Genomic DNA, 20913 nt, shown 5'->3' on the forward strand with positions numbered 1-20913 from the left:
CTTTCATTATTTCTGTCCATAGTAAGCGTTTGCACCGTGTTTTCTGAGAAAATGTCGGTCCAAGAGCGTTTGATCCATCGGTTCTATAGCCGGGTTTAAATTAAAAGTGTTAAGGGCGATTTTAGCAACTTCCTCCAAAACTACCGCATTATGTACGGCGTCATGAGGATTTTTACCCCAATTAAAAGGAGCATGGCAGTTGACCAGCACTCCCGGTATTTGTGCAGGGTCCAGGTCTTTGAAGGTTTCAACGATCACATTTCCGGTCTCCAGCTCATAAGCACCCTTAATTTCGGCTTCGGTCATCTTACGTGTGCAAGGAATTTCGCCATAAAAATAATCCGCATGCGTCGTGCCTAACGCCGGAATTGCCCTACCTGCCTGTGCCCAGCTAGTAGCCCACGGGGAATGGGTATGTACAATTCCACCGATTTTCGGAAATGCCTTGTACAGCACAAGATGCGTTGCCGTATCCGATGATGGCTTGAGGCTGCCCTCCACCACATTCCCCTCCAAATCAAGTACAACCATATCCTCCGCCTTCAAATCCTCATAGGGAACACCGCTCGGCTTAATGACAACAAGCCCCCTTTCGCGGTCAATTCCGCTTACATTTCCCCAAGTGAATGTGACAAGCCCATACTTGGGTAAATCCAGATTCGCCTCAAGAACGGCCTGCTTTAGCTTTTTCAACAAAAGTATCCTCACCTTTCTTCCTGTGAAGTGTGGTCTACGACCATTATACAATTGTACGTACAAATTTTCTATAGTTCGTTTTAAATTTTTCGAGTCGATTCTCGAATTAAAAGCTCCGGTTCAAAAATATGTTTGTCCGGCAAGTTTTGTTTGCCTTCGATTTTGTCAATCAATAGCTCGGCTGCACGAATTCCCAGATCTGTTTTCGGATGAGTCAATGTGGTCAGCTTTACTTCGGTTGCCGTAGCTAAAGAAGAATCGTCAAAACCAACAATCGAAATATCATGGGGAACATTTAAGCCAGCTTGTCTAACGGCCTCCAATATATGAACAGCCAGCTCATCATTGTAGCATACGAATGCAGTTGGCCGATTTTCCACAGGTTCAGTAAGCATGGACAGAGCCAGCTCGTAAGGCTTTGTCTGTTTCTCTTCCGTCGTATAATGCACTACAGACTGGGGCAGCAGCGGAACCTGTGAATCATGATGGGCGCGTATGAAGCCTTTCAAACGGTTCACTCCCTGCAGATCATCCATTTTAAAAAAGCCCACGATCTTCCTGTGTCCCCATTGAATCAGATGCTCCGTTGCTTTGTAGCCACCAGCCTCATCATTCACTTTAATGTACGGACAATTCATTTCAGAATACCGTTCATTTATCATGAGATAGGGGATTTTTTGATAATCCAGAGATAAATAGCAGCTTAGGTTAGGATTGCCCTCGGCGCTTTTGGTCGGTTCAATAATAAGTCCGCTTAAAGGCTGGCTCATCATCATCTGCAGGCTTTCCAATTCTTTGCTTTTATCATTATCCGTACTGGACAGCAGCATTCTGTAGCCTCTGTTCCTTAACGTTGCTTCAGCGCCACGAACAATATGGGGGAAAATATAATCCGATATATAGGTTGTAATAATACCGATCGTTTGTACATCCGCACTCTTGTGACTATGCGGAGTCGAGACGAAGGTGCCTTTACCCTGCACGCGCTGCAGCCATCCATCCTTCTCCAGCTCTCCGAAGGTTTGACGGACGGTTTGCCTGCTCATTTGGAACCTCTCGGCAATCTCATGCTCCGTCGGCATCTGATCGTCTGCTTTTAATTGGCCGGATTGCAGCCAGGTTAATATTTCTTGCTTTAATTGAAGATACTTGGGAAGCTGTTTGTTGTCTTTCATTTTCCACCTCTAGGGACTGCCAAGTCCAATTGATTTGTATCATTATATCATCTTGATGAGTTGTATGTACATCTCAAAGCATCAGCGTTAACCATTAGTTAGAAAATATGAAATAAATATATATAAAGTTTCGCTTTTAAATAGTCGCCTAGTATATAAAAATAAAGTACAAGACCTAAAGGGATAAGGACAAGATAACGGATTGTTAAAATAAAGCTTGGAGTGTGGACAAATTCGATGTCAATTCTGAATGTTGTCATAGTGTCTTTTATTATCGTTGCTTGTTTATGTCCTGTCTTGATATGGGGGCTTCGCACTTTAAGACTCATTCAACCCATTAGAACTGAATTGCCTGCAGATCATCAAGCTAAATTAGGAACCCCCTTAATGGCAGGAATCATATTGCTTGTCGGGATTATTACTCTGCTTATTTCCCACCCTAGCATCATGACTGTCTTCCTTTGCTGTACGTTCCTCCTTTTCAGCCTGATTGGATTTCTTGACGATTTTAAGAAAGCTGCCTTCCAAGACCCCTCCGGCATTTCGGGAAAAACTAAATTATATTTGCAATTTACATGTACAGGTTTTCTTCTTTTCTTCCTCTATCGCTTCCATGGCATAAGCTCCAAGTTAATTGAGCATGGAGACTTTCAAATAGTACTCCCCATGAGTGTGTACATACTGCTTGTTCTGCTGTTTATAGTTGGATCCGCAAATGCTATTAATTTTACAGACGGTTTGGATGGACTGCTTATCGTCGTATGTATCCCTACCTACTTTTTCTTTTTTGCGATATCTAATCAATTTGAGGTACAGCTTTTTTCCTTGACAATGATTGCGTGTTTATTAGGTTTATTAATTTATAACATTTATCCGGCCAGAGCTTTTATGGGGGATACGGGGTCATTAGCCATTGGAGGTTCACTTGCATTTCTGGCAGTAATCGAGAAGGTTGAGATTTTGCTCCCCTTATTATTCTTAGTCTATTTTGCCGAACAATTGTCTGTGATTTTCCAGGTTTGGTATTATAGGAGGACGAAATTAAGACTTTTCCGAATGGCTCCCATTCATTATCACTTTGCTTTAAAGTACGGTTGGAGCGAAAATAAAATTGTTACTGTATTTGGATTCATTTCCTGGATCTGCACTCTAATCAGCCTGTTTATTTGGAAATACATGTTGTGAGGGGATGGGATACGTATGTCCTAAAACAAAAAAACGGACTAAGTCCCTAAATAGAACTTAATCCGTTGTTGTTGTAGATCTCTTAAAACCTCACAGTTTTTTTCTCATCCGCAGCTATTACAGCCTTCAAGCAAGCTTCGGTAACATAAAAGGATTCCTCAGCGCTGATCAAGCAAGACGTTCCATCCGTAATCTGCCGCACAAAATCGGCAAAGATCTCCACCTTGGGCAGTAGCGGAAGCTCCTGCTCACCGTTAGCCTGACCGTTGATAAGCAGCACCTTTTGATCACGAACCTCAAGCACGCCTTCCGTTCCCGCAATCCGAATCCGGTCGTCCCCATGGGTCGATGCTTGAGCAGGCCTCAAATAATCAATGCTTACTGAAGCCGACACTTCTCCTGACATCGTAAAATGACACTGTGCCGAGGTTTCCAGATCGCCATTGTCTTGATTATACAACGTTGAATGTGAAGCATAGACGGTTTCGAACCGCTCCCCACTGAACCAATGCACCCAATCTATTGCATGGCTTCCGACCCAAGGAATAGTCCCTCCATAGGTCTCTCTTCGTTTAAAATGCTCTCCTCTGCTGCCGAGTCGATATGATTTCTGCGCGTGAAGCAGCCTAACTTGACCTACAGCTCCAGCCTTAACCGCATGCCATGCCGTATAAAAAGCAGGATTGTAACGAATCCCAAACATAGCAGCAAGCTGCGCCCCGCGAGAGTTTTCGTAAGCCTCTCTCAGCATAGCTAAATCCTCTAACGTTGTGGCAACCGGTTTCTCCACAAATACATGAATCCCTCTGCGCAGAGCTTCAGCCGCAATTTTTGCGTGATCATTAAAGTAACAAGCCACAGCTATGATATCCGGTTTAGCCTGATCCAGCAGCTCGTTATAATTAGCATATACAACAGGAGAATGCCCTTCCTGCACAGCTCTGAGCGTAAGCTTCTCAATCGATTCACCTGCAGATCCCGCAGAGACGCCAACAAGACGAACCTCGGGCAATTCCCGAAGTCCGTCCATTACATAATTAATATGACCTGTCGATCCAATGATACCTAATCTCAAGGCTGTTCACCCCTTAAATATACGATAATCAGTCAAGTCGGCTGTTCGAGCGGGAACCGCCCAAGGAATGCCTGCTTCGGATGGAAGCACGCCCTGCTCAAAGCAGTTCTTCAGCACATCCTCCAAACCATCAACCCATACCGCATTCGTCTCTTCATCAAGTCCTACCAGCGCCTTAGGAAATCCCGGAACTTCCGGTATCGCCTCCATCATCGCATTTACACAAAGCAGCTGCGGATAGGCCGCTTCCAGACCGCAAGGAATTTCATTGCTGCCTGATGCCAACGCGCCGATGCATACGCGAAGCTTATCCTCGCAGGCTGCCGTGCCTGTACTCGCGTACACTTTTTCCGTACCATCGTGAAAAACAGCTTTAATCTGATTCTCATTCCGACCTTCAGCGAAGGATATCGAAGCTTTTTCAAATTCGAAGCTAAAGACCGGCCCTTCATTGTTCAAGATCGTATGCGAAGTGTAAAACAGTATCTCCACGTCATCTTCCGTCTTAACCCTTAAGGCACAAGTATCAAAGGTTTCGATGTCGTTCGCCCGGTAAAGCTCCGCCGCCACATACTGAAGCTTCGCACTCGCATCGGTTCGGGAGCCAGTCAAATAAAACATATTGTGTAAAAAGTGAGCGGTTGCATTATGAGCTACACTGTCCAGAATCCAGTCGCCTGATACGCTCTTTCTTTTCCCTTTCCAACCGCTTTGAAAATAAGCAAGAGGGCGTCTCCACAATACTAACGTTTTCAACCGCTTAGGTTTGCCGAATGCTCCGGATAAAATATCTCGTTTCAACTCTTGAATCTGATCATTAAAGGATAAATTATAGCCTACGGCAACGAATTTGCCGCTTTGATTCCGTGCATCAATCATTTTCTGCGCATCCTGTACGGTAGCAGCTATCGGTTTCTCGCATAATACGTGACTGCCATTCAACAATGCGGTGCACACATGCTGGCAGTGGAATTGAATAGGTGTCGAAATAATAGCTAAATCCGCTCCAGAAGACGCGTAGAAGCTCTCCATATCCGCGTAAAATGTAATCCCTCTGTCCTGCAATTGTTGAACATACCGGCTGCGGTCCGGATTAACCTCTACAACACCAGCGATCGTAAACTGACTATCGTCCGTTGCTTTAAGAAGCTCCTCCACATATCTATTCCCGTAACCACCGATTCCTACCAATAATATGGAAACTTGTTTACCTTTCATGATCCCTATCACCTCTATCACGATTCATCGATCAGCTTTTATTCTGCTGTCTGAACATGTTCGGGGACATTTTCACAATATTTTTAAATGCCCGATAAAATGTAGGCAGCGTCTCATACCCAACCTCAAAGCAAATGGAAACAATGTCCTTATCCGTCTCGACAAGCAATTTTTTAGCCAGACTAATACGTATTTCAGTCAAATATTGAATCGGAGTAATCCGGTAATGATCTTTGAAAATGTTATTCACATGCCTGGCCCCAATACCCAACCTGGCAGCAATATCACTCGCTGTAAGCGGTTCAAAATAATGCCTGTCAATATAACTGCGGATCCGCTCAGCACGAAGACTGTTGGAATCCGTTACCAGTGACGTTTGACTCGAACGTGCGAGTACCAATATGATTTCCAAAATAAATATTTGCAGCGCCCATTGATTCAAATCATCCTGATGCGTTTGCTCGAATAGCATTTTACGCAGCAATTGTCTTAAATCCGCCGCGGCAAAAGGGTTTAATTGTAAAAATGCAGACGACTCAAAGCAGGAATACAGCAGGCCTGAACGTGCATTCGCATCCAGTACCGTTTCCTCAAAAGCAAGAACAAGCAAGGTCAGCTTGGACTCGGAAAATACGGAATGATTCGAATGCGGCACAATCAAAGCAACGCTATCCTGCTTAAACTCATACTGCTTGTTATCCAGTGTAATGGTTCCTTCGCCTTCCAAAGCATATAAGATCTGATGAATCACGTGATGATGCTCGTCGACGACATCCCCGTCCAGATGTTTGCTTTCATATAAATGAATCCCGCGCAATGGCAGTTCAATCCTTTTCAACTTCATAAGAGGCCCCCAAAATGCCCGAAAATAGCAATGATATATTCATCTTAACGTTTTGGGAACCTGCTCACAAGTAATATATTCCAATGATAGACGTGAGGCTGCGCCTCTTGTCATTGTTTAAACCTATATGTTGGTGCGTCGGTAGGCAGTCGGCTTGGGATTATGTCGGCTGTTGGAGTCGTGTTGTTGGATTGATCGGCTCTCTAACGTTTAGCAGTGCTCCAGATACCGATCTTTCATAAGTGCAAGAACCTCATCACCTGGAGTATCCCAGATAGCTTGGTTGAAAATTTCCACTTCGATTGGACCGTTGTAGCCTGCAGCTTCAACAGCTTGACGAATGCGGCGAAGCTCGATTACCCCATCGCCCATCATTCCTCTACCTAACAGCAGGTCTGGTACCGGTACAAGCCAGTCGGAGACGTGGAAGCCTCTAATCCGATCCCCTGCACGTGCAATTTCACTGTATAGATTTGGATCCCACCATACATGGAATACATCGACTACAACGCCGACATCCTCTGCGTTAAATTTCTCAGCTAACGTATTAGCCTGTCCTAGCGTCACAATAACCGAGCGCTCTGCAGCATACATCGGATGCAGCGGCTCGATACCCAGCTTAACTCCATGCGCGCGTGCGTGCGGAATTAACTGCTCGATGCCTTCCTCTACATATTGGCGAGCTGTTGCAATGTCCTTGTCAGCAGATGGACCGCAGACAAGAACCAGTACTTCAGCACCCAGCTCAGCGGCTTCCTCAACTGCACGACGGTTGTCATCCAACCGCTCTTGGCGTCCAGCCGCTGTTGCAGCCGGGAAATATCCGCCGCGGCAAAGACTGGATACTTGTAGTCCAGCGTCGCGAATATAGCGGCGGCTTTCAGCCAGACCCGCTTCGGCAACCTTGTTGCGCCAAGGAGCGATCCAAGGAATACCCGCACGTACACTGCCCTCTACTGCCTCGCGCAAGCTCCAGCGATCAGTTGTGATCTGATTTAAGCTGAGACGATCGAAATTTTGAAGTTTCTCCATAGTGAAACAACCTCCTTACTTTCTATAGACTGACTTGCTCAAACCTTCTCTTCGAATCTCAACTTTGCTAAGGAATTTCAGCTGCCTTACCAAAGTGAATAATCGCAAAAGAAATTGCATTCCCTTCTGGATATAAATATTAAGCACCACTCAAAGTTAAGCGTGTCCTTCAGGGACGAAAGCGATCATTCACCTTAGTAACAAAGGAGCATCTAAAGAATCTACCTCCCCAAGCCCTTAAAGGGTGTCCAGAGGGCAGAGCCCTTGGAGCCCTCCCTATAGGGAGGGTTTGGGTGGGTATATCAAATCCCAGACAACGTTAGAACTTTACGCATACGTTCTACTGCGAGATCAGGGTTGGTAAACAAGCCAGCTTCATCAGCCATTACAAACAAGTCGGATAAGTGGACAACAGAACGAGCGCCCTCAGCTCCGGCAATCATACGGAAGTGGGACTGGTGGCCGTTCAAGTAGGCCATGAATACGATACCTGTCTTATAGGCAAACGTTGGTCTTTGGAAAATATGCCTCGATAGCGGCAATGTCTTATCCAAAATGCTGTGGAAGCGGTCGGTATCTCCAGCGTCCAATGCATGCAGCCCAGCGGCGGCGGCAGGTGCGATCGCATCGAATATACCTAACAGCGCATGGCTGAAGCCCTGCTCATCTCCACGGATCAATTCCGGATAGTTGAAATCGTCACCCGTGTACATTTTCACGCCTTCTGGCAGCAGACGGCGCATTTTGATCTCTTTGCTCGCATCAAGCAGCGAGATTTTGATACCGTCCACTTTATCTGCATTTGCGCGTATTACGCGCAAGCAAACCTCCATAGCGGCATCCGGGTCTTGATGCCCCCAATAGCCCGCTAATTGAGGATCAAACATATCGCCCAGCCAATGCAGAATTACCGGCTGGGAAACCTGACTCAATACTTTGCCGTAAACCCGCTCATAATCCTCCGGGCTTTTGGCGCAAGCCGCCAGGGCGCGGCTTGCCATCAAAATAATGCGTCCGCCTTCGCCTTCGATGAAAGAGCACTGCTCCTCATAAGCAGCCTCTACGTCTTCTAATGTTACATTTGCACCGGGAGCCAGATGATCCGTACCCGCTCCGGAAGCCATATTGCCTCCTACTGAACGAGCTTCCGCAATGGAATGCTTGATCAATTCCTTGGAAGCATTCCAGTCCAAGCCCATGCCGCGCTGTGCCGTATCCATCGCTTCCGCAACGGAAAGGCCAAGCGACCACAGGTAATGACGGTACTCCATTGTCGCTTTGAAATCGATTCTGGACTGCGCCAATGGGTCTGTATTGGAGAATGGATCGCAAACTACATGCGCCGCGGAAAAGGCGATGCGGTTTTTCAATGGACCTTTCGGTATTTCAAACGCTTCAGAGCGACTGAGCTCATAAGTATAGAGCTCCCCTCCGGCACGCGGCAATTGTATCGTTTGAGCCAAGTTAATTACCCCCTCTTACAATTTCAAATCAGGAATGTCGATCCAACGGCGTTCTTTCCACGATTGAAGCCCAAGCTCAGATAGTTGTGTACCTTTTGCTCCTTCAAGCAGATCCCAAGGGAACGGCGTGTCGATTACAACGTGCTTCAAGAACAGCTCCCATTGAATTTTAAAGCCATTATCGAAAAGCTGATTATCCGGAACATTCTCCCATTGTGCTGTGAAGTTGAAAGGATTCGCAATATCCGGATTCCAGACAGGCTTAGGCGTATTTACTTTATGTTGGGTTTTGCATTCACGAAGTCCTGCCACCGCGCTGCCGTTTACTCCATCAACATGAATCGTAACCAAATCGTCGCGATCTACACGTGTAGTCCAAGAGGAGTTGACTTGTGCCACAATGCCTCCCTCAATTTCAAAGGTAGCATACGCTGCATCGTCAGCCGTACATTCGTATTTATCACCTTTCTCATCAAAACGCTCATGAATATGAGTAACACCAAGGCAGGATACAGATTTTACTTCTCCAAACAAGTTGTCCAACACATAACGCCAGTGAGCGAACATATCTGTGATGATACCGCCGCCATCTTCCTTGCGGTAGTTCCATGAAGGGCGTTGGCAAGGAATCATATCACCTTCAAATACCCAGTAGCCAAATTCCATACGTACGGACAAAATGCGACCGAAGAAACCGGAATCAATCAATCTTTTCAGCTTAATAAGGCCTGGCAGGAACAATTTATCTTGAACGACACCGTTTTTGATACCTTTATCACGTGCCAGCTTTGCAAGTTCCAACGATTCAGCCAAGCTCTCAGCCGTCGGTTTCTCACAATAAATATGTTTGCCCGCTGCAATCGCTTTACGAACGCCTTGCGCACGAAGTACTGTAGTTTGGGAATCGAAATAAACTTGATTGTATGGATCTGCCAGGCATGTATCTACATCCGTGCTCCAGCGTTCGATTCCATGAGCTTCAGCCAATGACTTCAGCTTGCTTTCTTGACGGCCTACCAAAACCGGATCCGGAATGATAACATCACCATTAGCCAGTGCAACTCCTCCTTGCTGGCGGATCGCAACAATAGACCGGATCAAATGCTGATTCGTTCCCATACGTCCTGTTACACCGTTCATTATAATACCCACTTTAATAGTTGCCATTGTTATTGCTCCTTTCAGATTGGGGACTTAATATGTTTTGCTTGCTCTCATTGTAATCTCTCCAGCAATAGCCGTCTTATGAATATCAGAAATCAATTCTTAATTTTGGAACCGTTTGCTATAATTCGTTATGTACTTCATACTCATTATTGCTTCAAAGAAAATAGCAGGGGGTATTCCCAACTGCTAGGCGTTCGGTTCCAAATCCACTCAATCACTCTTTCCCTATACTTTTTTCACCAAGCAAAGAGTTCAACTGCTCTAACAAATTACCACCACCGGTAAGCGAAATCGTTCCGATTTTCTCACAGATTTTCTCCAGAAACTCAAGCTCCTTCAACCGATACAGGGTCTGGTTCTCATCCATTATAAACATAATAAATTCGATTGCCTAAATCTATAAATCCCAGAGTTCGTTCTTCTTCCACCTAATAGGAGTGGACACCTAAATCACAATCCATACGAGCTAGATAACAATAAAGACGTGACTATCCTGTATATGTACACTGTCACTCAACTTCTAACCGCAGTATAGGTTGAAATCCAGAAGTCTTAAGGAATTTCATTCGGTGGTCAAAGTTCTTCATTGCATCAGAACAATCAATTGCATCAAGATTAAGTTTATTGAGAATCTGGCGATCAATCCTAGCTGAGAGAATGGGTACCCGTTCTAGGAGACCGTTAGATGAATTTATTCGTTCATCTATTGCATGAATAAAGATCTGATTTATCGGCAGTAATGCAAACATATCCCGAGCAATGCGAATTACACAACTACAAACATAATCCTGCTCAAGGTCATAGTACTTTGATTTAGAGATTTCTTTGATGGATAATTTCCCCGTTTTAGTAAGCGTTTTCACTTCTCTGGGAACAACTCGTTCAGAATTAACCTCAAACTCTACAACTATTAAATTGGGATCATCTCCGACATAGAACTCAAATCCACTTCCAAATTCAGCAAGATCATCAAGAGGATTCATTTCCTCAATAACTTGTAAATATCCCTCGGTATCGCCGTTATTTATCCTCTTGGCAAGTAAGACGGTTTCTTCCCAAATCCTGTATTCCTCTAGATCTTCTCTTCTTCCATCTAAAATTTTTTTGGAGAGCGCCTCACGTTTCCTCTCAATTCTTTTGAATAATTTATCGAAGAACCTTGGTTTGAAATTTACTAAGGCACTCTCTGCTGCCGACTCCTTGGGCCCCGCCTGTCCTTTTAAAAACGGTTCCGGGCAAGATAGCACCGTACTCCAATCAATCAGATCATCACATTCTTTATGTATGGAATGAATCATTTCAATATGGTTTTCATATGATTCAACTTCATGTCTTGCCTTTTGCAGTTCTTGCATCTTTTCATATTCACGCTGTAGTTTAGCCAGTTCATTTTGACGACGGTAAGCCTGAGTACGCCGGGCACGGCCCGACGTACCTGAGGTTGTATACGAAATACCCGTTCCTGGAATTGAGGCTGTCACTCTACTACCGGTTCGGGAATTAACACTATAACGCAACCCTTTTGCTCCAAAGCTCAAACCCGCACTTTTACTTCCCATGTTTAACCTTATTCCTGGAGCAATTTTTATGCTTTTACGGAATCCAAATCCCATCCTACCTCAACCTCCTATTTTCCACTTTGTTCTCCCAAGTACCGATTCACATTGCTCATATATTCTTTAGTCGACCAAATCTTTTTATTGCCGACTACAATAAATCTATATTTAGCTCGAGATACAGCAACATTTACCAGATTAACACTAGAAGTCGCACAACCAGCTGCTCCAGCATTTTTCCCATCCACTCCTAAGCAAAAAATAACGGCGTCAGCTTGTTTGCCTTGAAAGGTGTGTACGGTGCCGATAGATTGATTAACCCATCTATTGAACTCTTTCTTAGAAAGAGTTCCAGCAATCTGACGATGCGCCTCCCTAACCTTCGTTTTCAGCTGTTGCTTTACAACTGCAAATGGAGAAATAATATAAAGGCTAGGTAATTCATTACTAAGCCCTAATCTTATCGATTCAAACGCTTTCCATATAAGACTTAAAATAACCCTGGCTTGCTCTGGGACAAACTGTTTCACAGTACATTCTCCGTCTACCTGTATCCATGCATTTGGCCCTAGACGATCAATATTTATTATAATATCTGGATTAGGACTAGACGTATCTAGAACCATTCTCCCGTCGTAAGCAATCTCATTACAGATATCAAACATAGGGGAAATGCAGCGGCGATGCACCCATAGCGGGGATCCAATCCATTTGTCACGAATCCATGTCCCATTCTTATTAGCCATATCAGCTACAATCTGGACAGAGCTATTTAAAGAGATAAATCTATCACTCACTTCGTAATAGTTGGCTACATCTTGCAAAACAATTTTAGGCAGTGTAACAACAGGTTCAATTTGCAGCGGGTCGCCTACTACAACCGTTCTTTGTGACCTCCAAATCGCCCCTATCGCAGCTTGCGGAACAGCTTGACCAGCCTCATCAATAAACAGCCATCCCAATGATTGAGATTCCATCCCCTTAAACATGCCCGCAAAAGAGGCGAATGTACTCGAAACCACTGGTACTATCAATGTAAAGACATCCCACAGGCCAGGAAAAAGATATTTATCAGCATGATAATCAATAGATGAAGGCTTAGTAATTGCATAAAGAGAACCGATAATTTTGCTTTGAGCAGCCATAATAAAACTCTCATGCAGACGTAACGCCTCAAGGAAAAGTCGCGATCTTGCTTGCGTATACTTTAAAGTAATCCAAGGCGAACTCTTTTGAATATAGGATAGTGTTTGTTCCCAAAACTCGTCGTCCATTATGACACGATTATTTTCTGTTTTCTCATCACTGAACATTTGTTGAATTGCATCGAGCTTGCTTTGTCTTTTTTCAATTTTCGCCTTATAAATTTCAATCTTACTGCGCAAACCTTTTGTCTTTTCTAATAATGACTTTACTCGTTCTTCCAGATGATTCTTATTTTCTTCGAGTGCAACGCACTGCACATACAACTCATTTTTCTGTTTCCTCACACGAAGAAACTCTTTCCAACGTAACAAAACACCAAAAAAACCAAAACGTATCTTTTCCAAGTACTCTAATTGTTTCTGTTTGGAATCTTGTCGTCTCTGGTTATCAAGTAATTCATTCTGAACTTGATTCAATTGATTATTTTCAGAGTCCAACATGCTTTCTAAGTTTCTAACTTCGATCATCAAACGTTGGATTCTCTGTTTTACTCCATGAAGCCTTAATACATCCTTATATAAACTTTCAGCCTTCTGCTGCTCAGTTAAAACATCATTCAAAGCTATTTGAAAGCTCTTTCTAGCCATATCCCAACTCTTTAACAGATCAGAACTCGACTTATTCCTTTTTGTTTCTTTGGTTTGAGTTAGAAGCTGCCGAAATGAAGTACCTGGCTCGTCATTCGGCTTATACCAGAACTTAGAGAAAAACTTAAAACGATTACTGCTCTTCCCTAGTTTAGCCGCGATTAGTCCCCAATTTTAGTCCCCAATTATTGGGACCACTAATTGTTTGTGCAATTTCTCTAAAATATGAAGCTCCTTCATGATCAATATAAGCCGGATCAACTGCAGAGTTCTCAGGCAGTTCCATAGAAATATTTTCGACAGCACCATTATTAGAAGAAGCAATTACAATACTATGACCACACAACTTAGGATCGAGTGCATACAGTGGGTACCCGTTGAAAATTTTTTTAACAGAAAATGCAGAATTAGGATTATCAAATCTAACTAATTGCTGAGCTTTATTCACAATGATAGCGGCAATGACATCTCGGAGCAGTGTCGTTTTCCCTGTTCCTGGTGGTCCATTTACTGAAAACAAGCCCGATTTATCCGATAATTTTAAAAACATCTGATTTACTGCGGCCTGTTGCATGAGATTAAGCGTATGTTTATCATTGCCCGGCCACTTGCCAAGTGGAATATTTCGGGGGTTCAGTATTTGGGTCAATGTACTCCGATTATTATCAATATCCATTCTTTCAGAATCGCGGATTCTCTCACTACTCAGGTACTCACTTAATCCTTTACCTATAGACTCATCAGATTTTTCAGCGGAATGAAGAATGGACTCTAACTCACGAAGGTAGAAACTGTTCAGTATCCCTGGTAATTCACTCTCTTCGTCCTGTTGTTCTTCATTTCCCCCTGCTTCTTGACTTGCCTTTTGTTTAAGAACCTGATCTGTCCTAACCCAAAAAAGACGCTTTCGAAAACGAGGAGTCCATTGCATCTTTTCAACCAGTAGTTTTAAAAGCTCGGTTAACGTATTCAGTGTTACAGACCCCTGAAGTTGTTGTAGAATATAACTTTGAAGTTCTAATTCGATCTCACGAAAAGGTTGATGCCAAGCTTCGTATTGTCCTGCCCCTTCTCTCTCAAGTTTTCCAAGTGCAAACGGGACAGTCGAAACCTTAAAACTACCTTGTCTGTAATATCCCGTATGATCGACCGTAACCTCTGCAAAGACTGATTTTACTTTATAGTCATTGTATTGTTGATTAATCTCATCATCCTGAAACACTTTTCGGACAACACTCATCATTTCTTCAATATCAAATACCCCGATAAAAACTTGATGTCGGAATGTATGCTTTTCTGTTTCCACCAAGTTATACTTCTCTGGATTTATCCACGGCAGGTCTGTATTATATGCAATTGGAATCGTGTCGTCATCATGCTCAATTGTATAAGGTGTCAGGTACTCTATTTTATGCCAAGCTTGCAGCTTGCGCTTAATGTGCTCGTCCATTGTTGAAATCCCTTCAGTCTGTGAGTTAATATTTGGCCAGTCGTCAACTTTATCTTATAAAATAGATCAATAGTCTTATTTCTTGGTCCTCTTGTTTTAAGAAATATGATAAAAAAGCCTCGTATTAACCTGTTATATTCGACAGGGTTAGGAAAAATCCTCCATTTTTCAACAGTTCAAATTGCTTGCATCTTATGCCATTAAAATAAAAAGAAACAAAATAAATCAAGGACAGTATAGTCAAGTCCTTGATTATATTGCTTCTAACGCATTGTTATTTACTACTAAGTTAACTCACTCTTAATTAACTTAACTGCTTTATCTAATCCTTATATGGATCAAATTCATCCGCACCTGCCATACACACCCCAATCGGCCTAAGCGCATGTAGCACCTCAATGGTCTCCGAGTGCGCATCCAGTACCTCTTGCAGCTTCCGATAAACAAACGGACTTTCGTCAGTACCGGCTCCCCGAAGCTCTACGCCAAAGTCATGCACAGCTTGCATCATTTGATCCATTGAAATCTGACCACCGGATCGGTTACGGGTTTTCCAGTTCATTTTGCCGGCTGCTTGCGTACGGCTCATGATCCTCCCCGCTCCGTGCACCGTGCTGTAAAACGAATCACGATTCTCATCCGAATCCTTGCCCCGTACAATGACAGAGATATCGCTCATGCTGCCGCCTATGAAGCCTACTTGGCCTGGAGCTGATGGCGTTGCGCCTTTGCGGACTACAATGGTATCATTGCCACTATGTGTTTCCCGCCATGCGTAATTATGATGATTGTGCACCTCAAAATCCGCCTCACCCCCAACAATAGCAAGCACTTGTTTGATGACGTATTCCCGTCCGGCATAGGCGTAACGCCCAGCAAGCTTCATCGCTCGAAAGTACATGTCGCCTAGTTCGCTATTCATTTCAAAAAGGACGGGCGGTTGGTCCATTTTTTCACCTGGTGCATTAGCCAGGAAATCTCGTCCAGCGGCCAAATTCAAGAACCCACTGGCTGTCTTGTGACCAAACCCTCTACTCCCGAAATGATTGCCAATCCACAACCTTCCCGTGCCATCCTCTTCAAACAAATCCACGAAATGATTGCCACTACCCACTGTTCCCAATTGATCACGGGCCAAAGACTTTAGCTTATCATGCTCTTGCCTCCCGATTGCAGCATAAACACCCCAGTCCGAGTCATCGAATAATTCATCGTCCACCTTCTCACTATTAACACGCCCTACTCCGAAGGAGACTTTCCGGGCGATCTGATTCATAATCTCCGATAATCGAGGTTTTATATCCGCCGCTAGCAGGTTCGTACGAACCGCTTTGTTACCGCACGCAATGTCGTAGCCGACACCTGAAGGCGATATTTGTCCATCATATACAATCACGCCACCTATTGGCTGACTATAGCCCTTGTGATGATCCGCCATCAGCAGGGCTTGAACCACATTGCCGTGCTCCGCACACGTTTTGGCTTGCGACAACGCGCCCTGATCGGGGTTACCCCAGACGCGTACACCATCTATCGTTTGATATGCCATTTGCTTATAACACTCCTTAACTTCCTACTATAATCTCGGGTCGATCTCTTTCTCTTTAGAAACCTCGAACAGCAGGTTTGCCGCTATTTGCTTGTAAGTCTCGTTCTCTGGAGTAATTTCATTCAGCCTCACTTCAAGCATTTGTCTGCTTATACGGTGCTCATTTGCCGAAGTTCGCAATTTAGAGAAAATATTTTTTTGCTTCATGAGCTTGGCGTATTTGTGTGGAAATTTGTAGTCATACCCGTAAATGATCGACAGATAGCCGGGATTACGAACCTTTAGATAAGGGACCACACCCCGCTCTTCTTGCTCCGGCTTAATGACAATGCCCTCCATATGGTTTTCGACCGTTAATTTAGAGAAAAACTGTTCCGCTCTGATGTATGCATCCGGCTCCTGCAAATCGAGAATCAGATACTCATCATCATTCAAGAAACGGTAGAGTTCGGAGGTTTTGCCCTCAGGTACCCGCTCTTCGCCATCCTCTAACACTTCTTTTAAAATTGCAAACGGTTTGTAGGCCAATTCCGCATCACATGCATACAACTCCAACTGACGCTTGTATGTACGGTAAGCTTCATCTTGCTGATCCAAGGTCACATACGCTTCTCTGATTGCTCGAATATGCTTAAAGTTCTGGTATACATGAGAACCGTAGGTATCACTCAGCGTCTCTTTCGACAAATGATGCTGATCCTTTTCAAAGCCGCTGGCTTCAAATTCTTGAACAAGCTTGCCAAGTGCTTCCTCAAAGCCATTTTGTCTTAAAAAATCAAGCTCCGTCTCTAAAGCCTTTCCAATCGGCCGGAACTGTCGCTCAATTAGCCCATCTCCAAGCGCTTTCCATGGCAAAAGTTCCCCATCCAGAATAAGCACAGCTATACCATGCTCAGTCATATAGGCTCCAAATTTGTGAAGCAGCTGTTCATAAATAGGACTCAAATCGACGGCATGAACCTTATATCCATTACGGCTAACCGAATAGCTCTGCTCCACATTGTGATGAAGATACACATTGCAGCGTGAACCCATGTATTTAGGCTGAAGCACAACTTCCGTTACACCGCGTTCAGCAAAATAATCCAGGCCCTTCCTTAGAGACTCGAGCTCTCCAGTAGCCTCATCTTTATCCGCCGGCGACATCGTACCGGAGATGAAATTGATGCGATTTTTTGAGCAATATTGCAATCTGCGAACGGCTTCGTCGTCCAGGTCCTGAAGCGATACTTTTCTCTCTTCTTTGAACAGGACCGGAAGTTCTTCCTGCACAACAGCCACCTGTGACTTATGATTTTTATAAAATGGCCTTGACGAAATGCGAACCGAAGTCAGCATATTACCGTGCGCACTTCCCGTATCGAGATGGATTTTGTTCTTTATCCGAAAAGCCTGCTTAGCTGCAATATGCCCGAACAGATGGTAAGGGTGGTTGCCAACCGCTTCTTGCTTTAGAAAATCGAGCTGCTCCTCAAAAGCAGCCCCTCGATCAATCCGAAAGTTGCGTTGCTGGCGAGTGGAGTTCGTATCCAGTTTACCGATGTATTTATTACGGCAAGGAGCATGTGTTACATAAAATGAAGGTACTTGCATGCCAACATAGCGATAAAATGGCTTAGATAACTCTACCAAAAATGAGAATTTTTCAAAAAGCTCACAATCTCCTATAAGCACTTGCGTCGAATCGAAGTAACTGTGCAGCAGTTCCAGATCCACACCTTGAATCTGACCCTTTACGTAATTGTAAACAAAGTTCTCGTGATTACCCATGACAAGCAGAAAATGCTCCCGGTTTTCATAGAGAAACTCGATCGTCTCCCGCGTTTGTTTACCCTTATCAATCCAGTCGCCAGCAAGAATGATTTTTGTATTAGTGAGCTTATCCGTCGCGATCAGCTTACCATCGGCCACCTGGTAACCATAGTCACGGAGCAGTCCCTGGAGCTCTTGAACACACTCGTGAACGTCCCCAATCACAATGTACCCTAGCCCCTGTGGGAGTATCGAGGATATATACGCCTCCCAATCCTGCACAATCACTCGATAGTTCGAATTCGGCTGCCCTTCGTTCGGCATGTAAAAATCTTTAGCCCGTACCTTATGAATTTTGCTGTAACCTTCCCGTGATAGGACAGGCAGAACCTCCTTTCTCAGTCGATTCAGGTGATTGGTAATTAGTTTTTTTGATCTTTCAGAAGCGTAGTAATCTTCTCGTTTACGGTAATCAAACAGAATAACCTCAAGATTGTAATTATTCTCTTGGGCGATTTCACGAACTTTAGTTCGGTAATCTTCAGCCAGTCCAATCGTGTCCATCACCACAAACTCCGCATTAAGCGGAAAAGAAGTGACAAGCCTCAGTCTTTCAAACAAAAGTTGAAAGGTATGCGAGCTCGCCTCTAACATTACCTGGTCATACTTGTCATAGTCATAGCCCAATATTTCCTGCCGGATTCCGTCTGATGACAGGTACTGCACATTCGTCCGTAAGCCCCTGGAGGCGTCCTCTAATTGTAGCTGCGGGATCAGCACTTCTTTAGCAAAAGTCGATTTCCCGCATTCTGTTGCCCCTACGAGCAGAAATATCGTATGTACACGCGTTTGAATGTCCACTTTCTATTCCTCCTTTCTACGAACAATAACGCATTGCGTCGTATGTAACTGTTCAACCCGGTCACCAACCATCAAGTACTCAATCTCCACAGGCAATCCTTCAATCGTCTTGGCAAACCATAGTTGGAATGCTACTTGACCCATTTCCCACTTATGATCCTCATGCCGAAATCCTTCCAACTCGTAGTACTGGTTAAAATCGGCATTCGGTGTTGTTATAATGAAGTTTTCGAAATCGACACCGCTGCAAATTTGATGGATAAGCTCCGCGGCCGCACCCTCACTCATATGCTCAATCACTTCCGTTAAAATAACATCAACCTGCTCCCCATTGTACGACTCCAGAAAATGATCCAGAGAGTGGAAAGTCGCAATGTTATCGATTTCCTTAGCTCTCGCTTTGCGATTCACGACCTCCAGCAGCTCATCAACTACATCTACTGCGTAATAGGTGCCCTCTATTTTCCTGGAATAGGGAATGGCATAAAATCCCTCGCCACATCCTACATCCAAGATCGGCTTGTTAAACGGAACCACACCTCCAATATAATTACGCCGCTGCATGGCGGTACCGCCATACTCCAGCCCGATTGAATAGCGGTTTGTTCGTTCGATGTGTGATTTGTATTTCTTAAACCGCTCCTTTGTGGTGAGAAAGTTCCTCGCAAAAAGACTCCGAATATAAAATGGAGCGTCAATGACGTTAAGGCTTCGAATATATTTATCTAGAATGGCATCCGAAATATCAATATACTCGTCTCCAAACATAGACAAAAACAGGCACAGCACACCGACTACATGCAAAAGGTGATACAAGCTTTTATTCGTTGTAATGGTCAGTGAATAACTCTTATGGGCCTGATGCTGCAAGGAAAAGGAATACTCTTTCAAGTGCTTCTGGAAAAATTCAATATATCGCACCCGTTCAACTTGAACCAAATTGATGAAAAAGGAGTGCTCATATCCTTCCTCGTCCCGTTCGTCCTGCGCCTTGAAAGCTGCAGAGAAAAACTCATTCACCGCATTAAGCGGAAATAAGGGTGTATTAAATCTAGAAACATTTAAATACTCAAAACTTTCATTTTCATGCTGCTTGTAGGATATATCATTGTCCGCATCCTTAAAATAAACGTTAAAAGTTGCGTCATCGGAATACCAGCCGTATGCCATCCCTTGGCGAACAGGACGAAGCTGCATACCTGTACCTGGGTTTTTCTTGATTAAAAAAGTGAATTTCGGATTTGTAGATTTCAACTGAACAATAGCCAATAGAGTCTTCCTCCTATATATCATTCTAAATGGGGGATTAAAGCCCCCCTACTTCTTGTAAAGCTTCGCGAAACAAGGCGTCCAACTGGCTATCTCGAAATGAATCACCTTTAGAACTTAAGGACGCTGCCGCCTTTTCCAACACATGAAACCGCTCTTCTAAATAATGGTTGATAGGATTAAGCCGCGGCTCATAGTCTAGCTCCTCATCTGCTTTTTTCCGTGTCAGCAATTGATTTACCACTTGCCATAACTCCTCATCCTTTGGAATGAGTCTATCTACCAGCACATCGAACTCCATCGGCGCCATCTCACCATATCGATGGATCCACTCACAGGCGAGAACGGGTCGAAGCACATAAAAGTATTTCTTGATCTTGACCTGCTCTCCCTGCAAATACTCACGGTAATTTCCCCGAGCCATGTTCAAATAATGGTACATACAAGACTTCGGTGAAAATGTAAATGGAGAAATCCCTCTCAGCTTCTCAGCCGCACTGTATTTCTCGGCATATGAAATCGGTGATTGCAGCCACTCGAGCAACGGAGGGTTCGACTTACGGAATAAATTTAGCGCTTTCCGCAAATCCCAACCGCTTATATCAAGCATATCGTTAATAGGCCGTTCTATGACATCCCGCTTATCAAAAATGGACAAGTACCACTCCGGCTTCCTAAGATAAATAAACCGTACATCGTAATCGCTATCCCGTGATGGGAACCCCCACGCCCGACTGCCTGATTCACAGGCATACAGGATTGTTATTTGCTCCTCTTGTTCTATCTGAACCAGCTGTTCCTTGATAACCTTTTGTATATGATCCATCG

General features: G+C 44.1%; 16 protein-coding genes and 1 pseudogene. 1 reads left to right on the top strand and 16 read right to left on the bottom strand.

Annotated elements, in window-relative coordinates; all coding sequences use genetic code 11:
• Nucleotides 1-6: 6 nt before the first annotated feature.
• Both araD and NV381_RS09890 read right to left on the bottom strand, forming a co-directional pair.
• Entirely contained in the window at nt 7-696 is a 690-nt protein-coding gene (gene araD / locus NV381_RS09885) for an L-ribulose-5-phosphate 4-epimerase (protein ID WP_308861734.1), read from the bottom strand.
• An 80-nt stretch (nt 697-776) separates the two neighbouring features.
• Nucleotides 777-1871: a GntR family transcriptional regulator gene (locus NV381_RS09890; protein ID WP_258213115.1), complete on the bottom strand. Its 1095-nt coding sequence runs from the start codon at nt 1869-1871 to the stop codon at nt 777-779.
• Nucleotides 1872-2108: 237 nt separating this feature from the next.
• Here NV381_RS09890 and mraY point away from each other — a divergent pair, with 237 nt between their 5' ends.
• Nucleotides 2109-3056: a phospho-N-acetylmuramoyl-pentapeptide-transferase gene (gene mraY / locus NV381_RS09895; protein WP_258213116.1), complete on the top strand. Its 948-nt coding sequence runs from the start codon at nt 2109-2111 to the stop codon at nt 3054-3056.
• An 82-nt stretch (nt 3057-3138) separates the two neighbouring features.
• Here mraY and NV381_RS09900 read toward each other — a convergent pair whose 3' ends face one another.
• The 14 genes and pseudogenes from NV381_RS09900 to NV381_RS09965 all read right to left on the bottom strand — a co-directional run bounded on the left by NV381_RS09900 (nt 3139) and on the right by NV381_RS09965 (nt 20911).
• Nucleotides 3139-4131, bottom strand: a complete 993-nt coding sequence (locus NV381_RS09900; protein ID WP_258213117.1) for a Gfo/Idh/MocA family protein — start codon at nt 4129-4131, stop codon at nt 3139-3141.
• A 6-nt stretch (nt 4132-4137) separates the two neighbouring features.
• Nucleotides 4138-5349 carry a Gfo/Idh/MocA family protein gene (locus NV381_RS09905; protein ID WP_258213118.1) on the bottom strand — a complete coding sequence of 404 codons (1212 nt, stop codon included), beginning with the start codon at nt 5347-5349 and terminating at the stop codon, nt 4138-4140.
• 31 nt (nt 5350-5380) lie between these two features.
• A complete protein-coding gene (locus NV381_RS09910) occupies nt 5381-6193 on the bottom strand; it encodes an AraC family transcriptional regulator (RefSeq protein ID WP_258213119.1) in 813 nt (270 codons plus the stop codon).
• Nucleotides 6194-6403: 210 nt separating this feature from the next.
• Nucleotides 6404-7225 (bottom strand): sugar phosphate isomerase/epimerase family protein, encoded by an 822-nt coding sequence (locus tag NV381_RS09915; protein WP_258213120.1) that lies wholly within the window; start codon nt 7223-7225, stop codon nt 6404-6406.
• Between the two features lie 302 nt (nt 7226-7527).
• On the bottom strand, nt 7528-8688 hold the full coding sequence (locus NV381_RS09920; RefSeq protein ID WP_258213121.1) for a dihydrodipicolinate synthase family protein: 1161 nt from the start codon (nt 8686-8688) through the stop codon (nt 7528-7530).
• A 15-nt stretch (nt 8689-8703) separates the two neighbouring features.
• Nucleotides 8704-9855, bottom strand: a complete 1152-nt coding sequence (locus NV381_RS09925; protein WP_258213122.1) for a Gfo/Idh/MocA family protein — start codon at nt 9853-9855, stop codon at nt 8704-8706.
• Nucleotides 9856-10069: 214 nt separating this feature from the next.
• Nucleotides 10070-10225 (bottom strand): annotated as a pseudogene (locus NV381_RS09930) (slipin family protein); the annotation flags it as partial.
• Nucleotides 10226-10364: 139 nt separating this feature from the next.
• Nucleotides 10365-11468: a DUF4236 domain-containing protein gene (locus tag NV381_RS09935; protein WP_258213123.1), complete on the bottom strand. Its 1104-nt coding sequence runs from the start codon at nt 11466-11468 to the stop codon at nt 10365-10367.
• Between the two features lie 14 nt (nt 11469-11482).
• The gene (locus NV381_RS09940) at nt 11483-13204 is read right to left on the bottom strand and encodes a DEAD/DEAH box helicase (protein WP_258213124.1); all 1722 of its coding nucleotides are present in this window, start codon (nt 13202-13204) and stop codon (nt 11483-11485) included.
• Nucleotides 13205-13355: 151 nt separating this feature from the next.
• Nucleotides 13356-14654, bottom strand: a complete 1299-nt coding sequence (locus tag NV381_RS09945; RefSeq protein ID WP_258213125.1) for a hypothetical protein — start codon at nt 14652-14654, stop codon at nt 13356-13358.
• Between the two features lie 322 nt (nt 14655-14976).
• Entirely contained in the window at nt 14977-16203 is a 1227-nt protein-coding gene (locus NV381_RS09950; protein ID WP_258213126.1) for an RtcB family protein, read from the bottom strand.
• A gap of 27 nt (nt 16204-16230) precedes the next feature.
• Nucleotides 16231-18816, bottom strand: coding sequence for a metallophosphoesterase (locus NV381_RS09955; protein ID WP_258213127.1), 2586 nt, complete (start codon nt 18814-18816; stop codon nt 16231-16233).
• Nucleotides 18817-18819: 3 nt separating this feature from the next.
• Nucleotides 18820-20085: a class I SAM-dependent methyltransferase gene (locus NV381_RS09960; protein ID WP_258213128.1), complete on the bottom strand. Its 1266-nt coding sequence runs from the start codon at nt 20083-20085 to the stop codon at nt 18820-18822.
• A gap of 37 nt (nt 20086-20122) precedes the next feature.
• Entirely contained in the window at nt 20123-20911 is a 789-nt protein-coding gene (locus NV381_RS09965) for a nucleotidyltransferase domain-containing protein (RefSeq protein WP_258213129.1), read from the bottom strand.
• Between the last annotated feature and the right edge of the window lie 2 nt (nt 20912-20913).

It is taken from the genome of Paenibacillus radicis (ex Xue et al. 2023) (assembly GCF_024722015.1).
GTDB lineage: Bacteria > Bacillota > Bacilli > Paenibacillales > NBRC-103111 > Paenibacillus_S.

Bases quoted from the DNA above. Each gene is read 5' to 3' on its own strand.
- NV381_RS09925 (WP_258213122.1), bottom strand. From the start codon at position 9,855: ATGGCAACTATTAAAGTGGGTATTATAATGAACGGTGTAACAGGACGT.
- NV381_RS09890 (WP_258213115.1), bottom strand. From the start codon at position 1,871: ATGAAAGACAACAAACAGCTTCCCAAGTATCTTCAATTAAAGCAAGAA.
- NV381_RS09950 (WP_258213126.1), bottom strand. From the start codon at position 16,203: ATGGCATATCAAACGATAGATGGTGTACGCGTCTGGGGTAACCCCGAT.
- NV381_RS09965 (WP_258213129.1), bottom strand. From the start codon at position 20,911: ATGGATCATATACAAAAGGTTATCAAGGAACAGCTGGTTCAGATAGAA.
- NV381_RS09940 (WP_258213124.1), bottom strand. From the start codon at position 13,204: ATGGCTAGAAAGAGCTTTCAAATAGCTTTGAATGATGTTTTAACTGAG.
- NV381_RS09910 (WP_258213119.1), bottom strand. From the start codon at position 6,193: ATGAAGTTGAAAAGGATTGAACTGCCATTGCGCGGGATTCATTTATAT.
- NV381_RS09915 (WP_258213120.1), bottom strand. From the start codon at position 7,225: ATGGAGAAACTTCAAAATTTCGATCGTCTCAGCTTAAATCAGATCACA.
- mraY (WP_258213116.1), top strand. From the start codon at position 2,109: ATGTCAATTCTGAATGTTGTCATAGTGTCTTTTATTATCGTTGCTTGT.
- NV381_RS09905 (WP_258213118.1), bottom strand. From the start codon at position 5,349: ATGAAAGGTAAACAAGTTTCCATATTATTGGTAGGAATCGGTGGTTAC.
- NV381_RS09935 (WP_258213123.1), bottom strand. From the start codon at position 11,468: ATGGGATTTGGATTCCGTAAAAGCATAAAAATTGCTCCAGGAATAAGG.
- NV381_RS09945 (WP_258213125.1), bottom strand. From the start codon at position 14,654: ATGGACGAGCACATTAAGCGCAAGCTGCAAGCTTGGCATAAAATAGAG.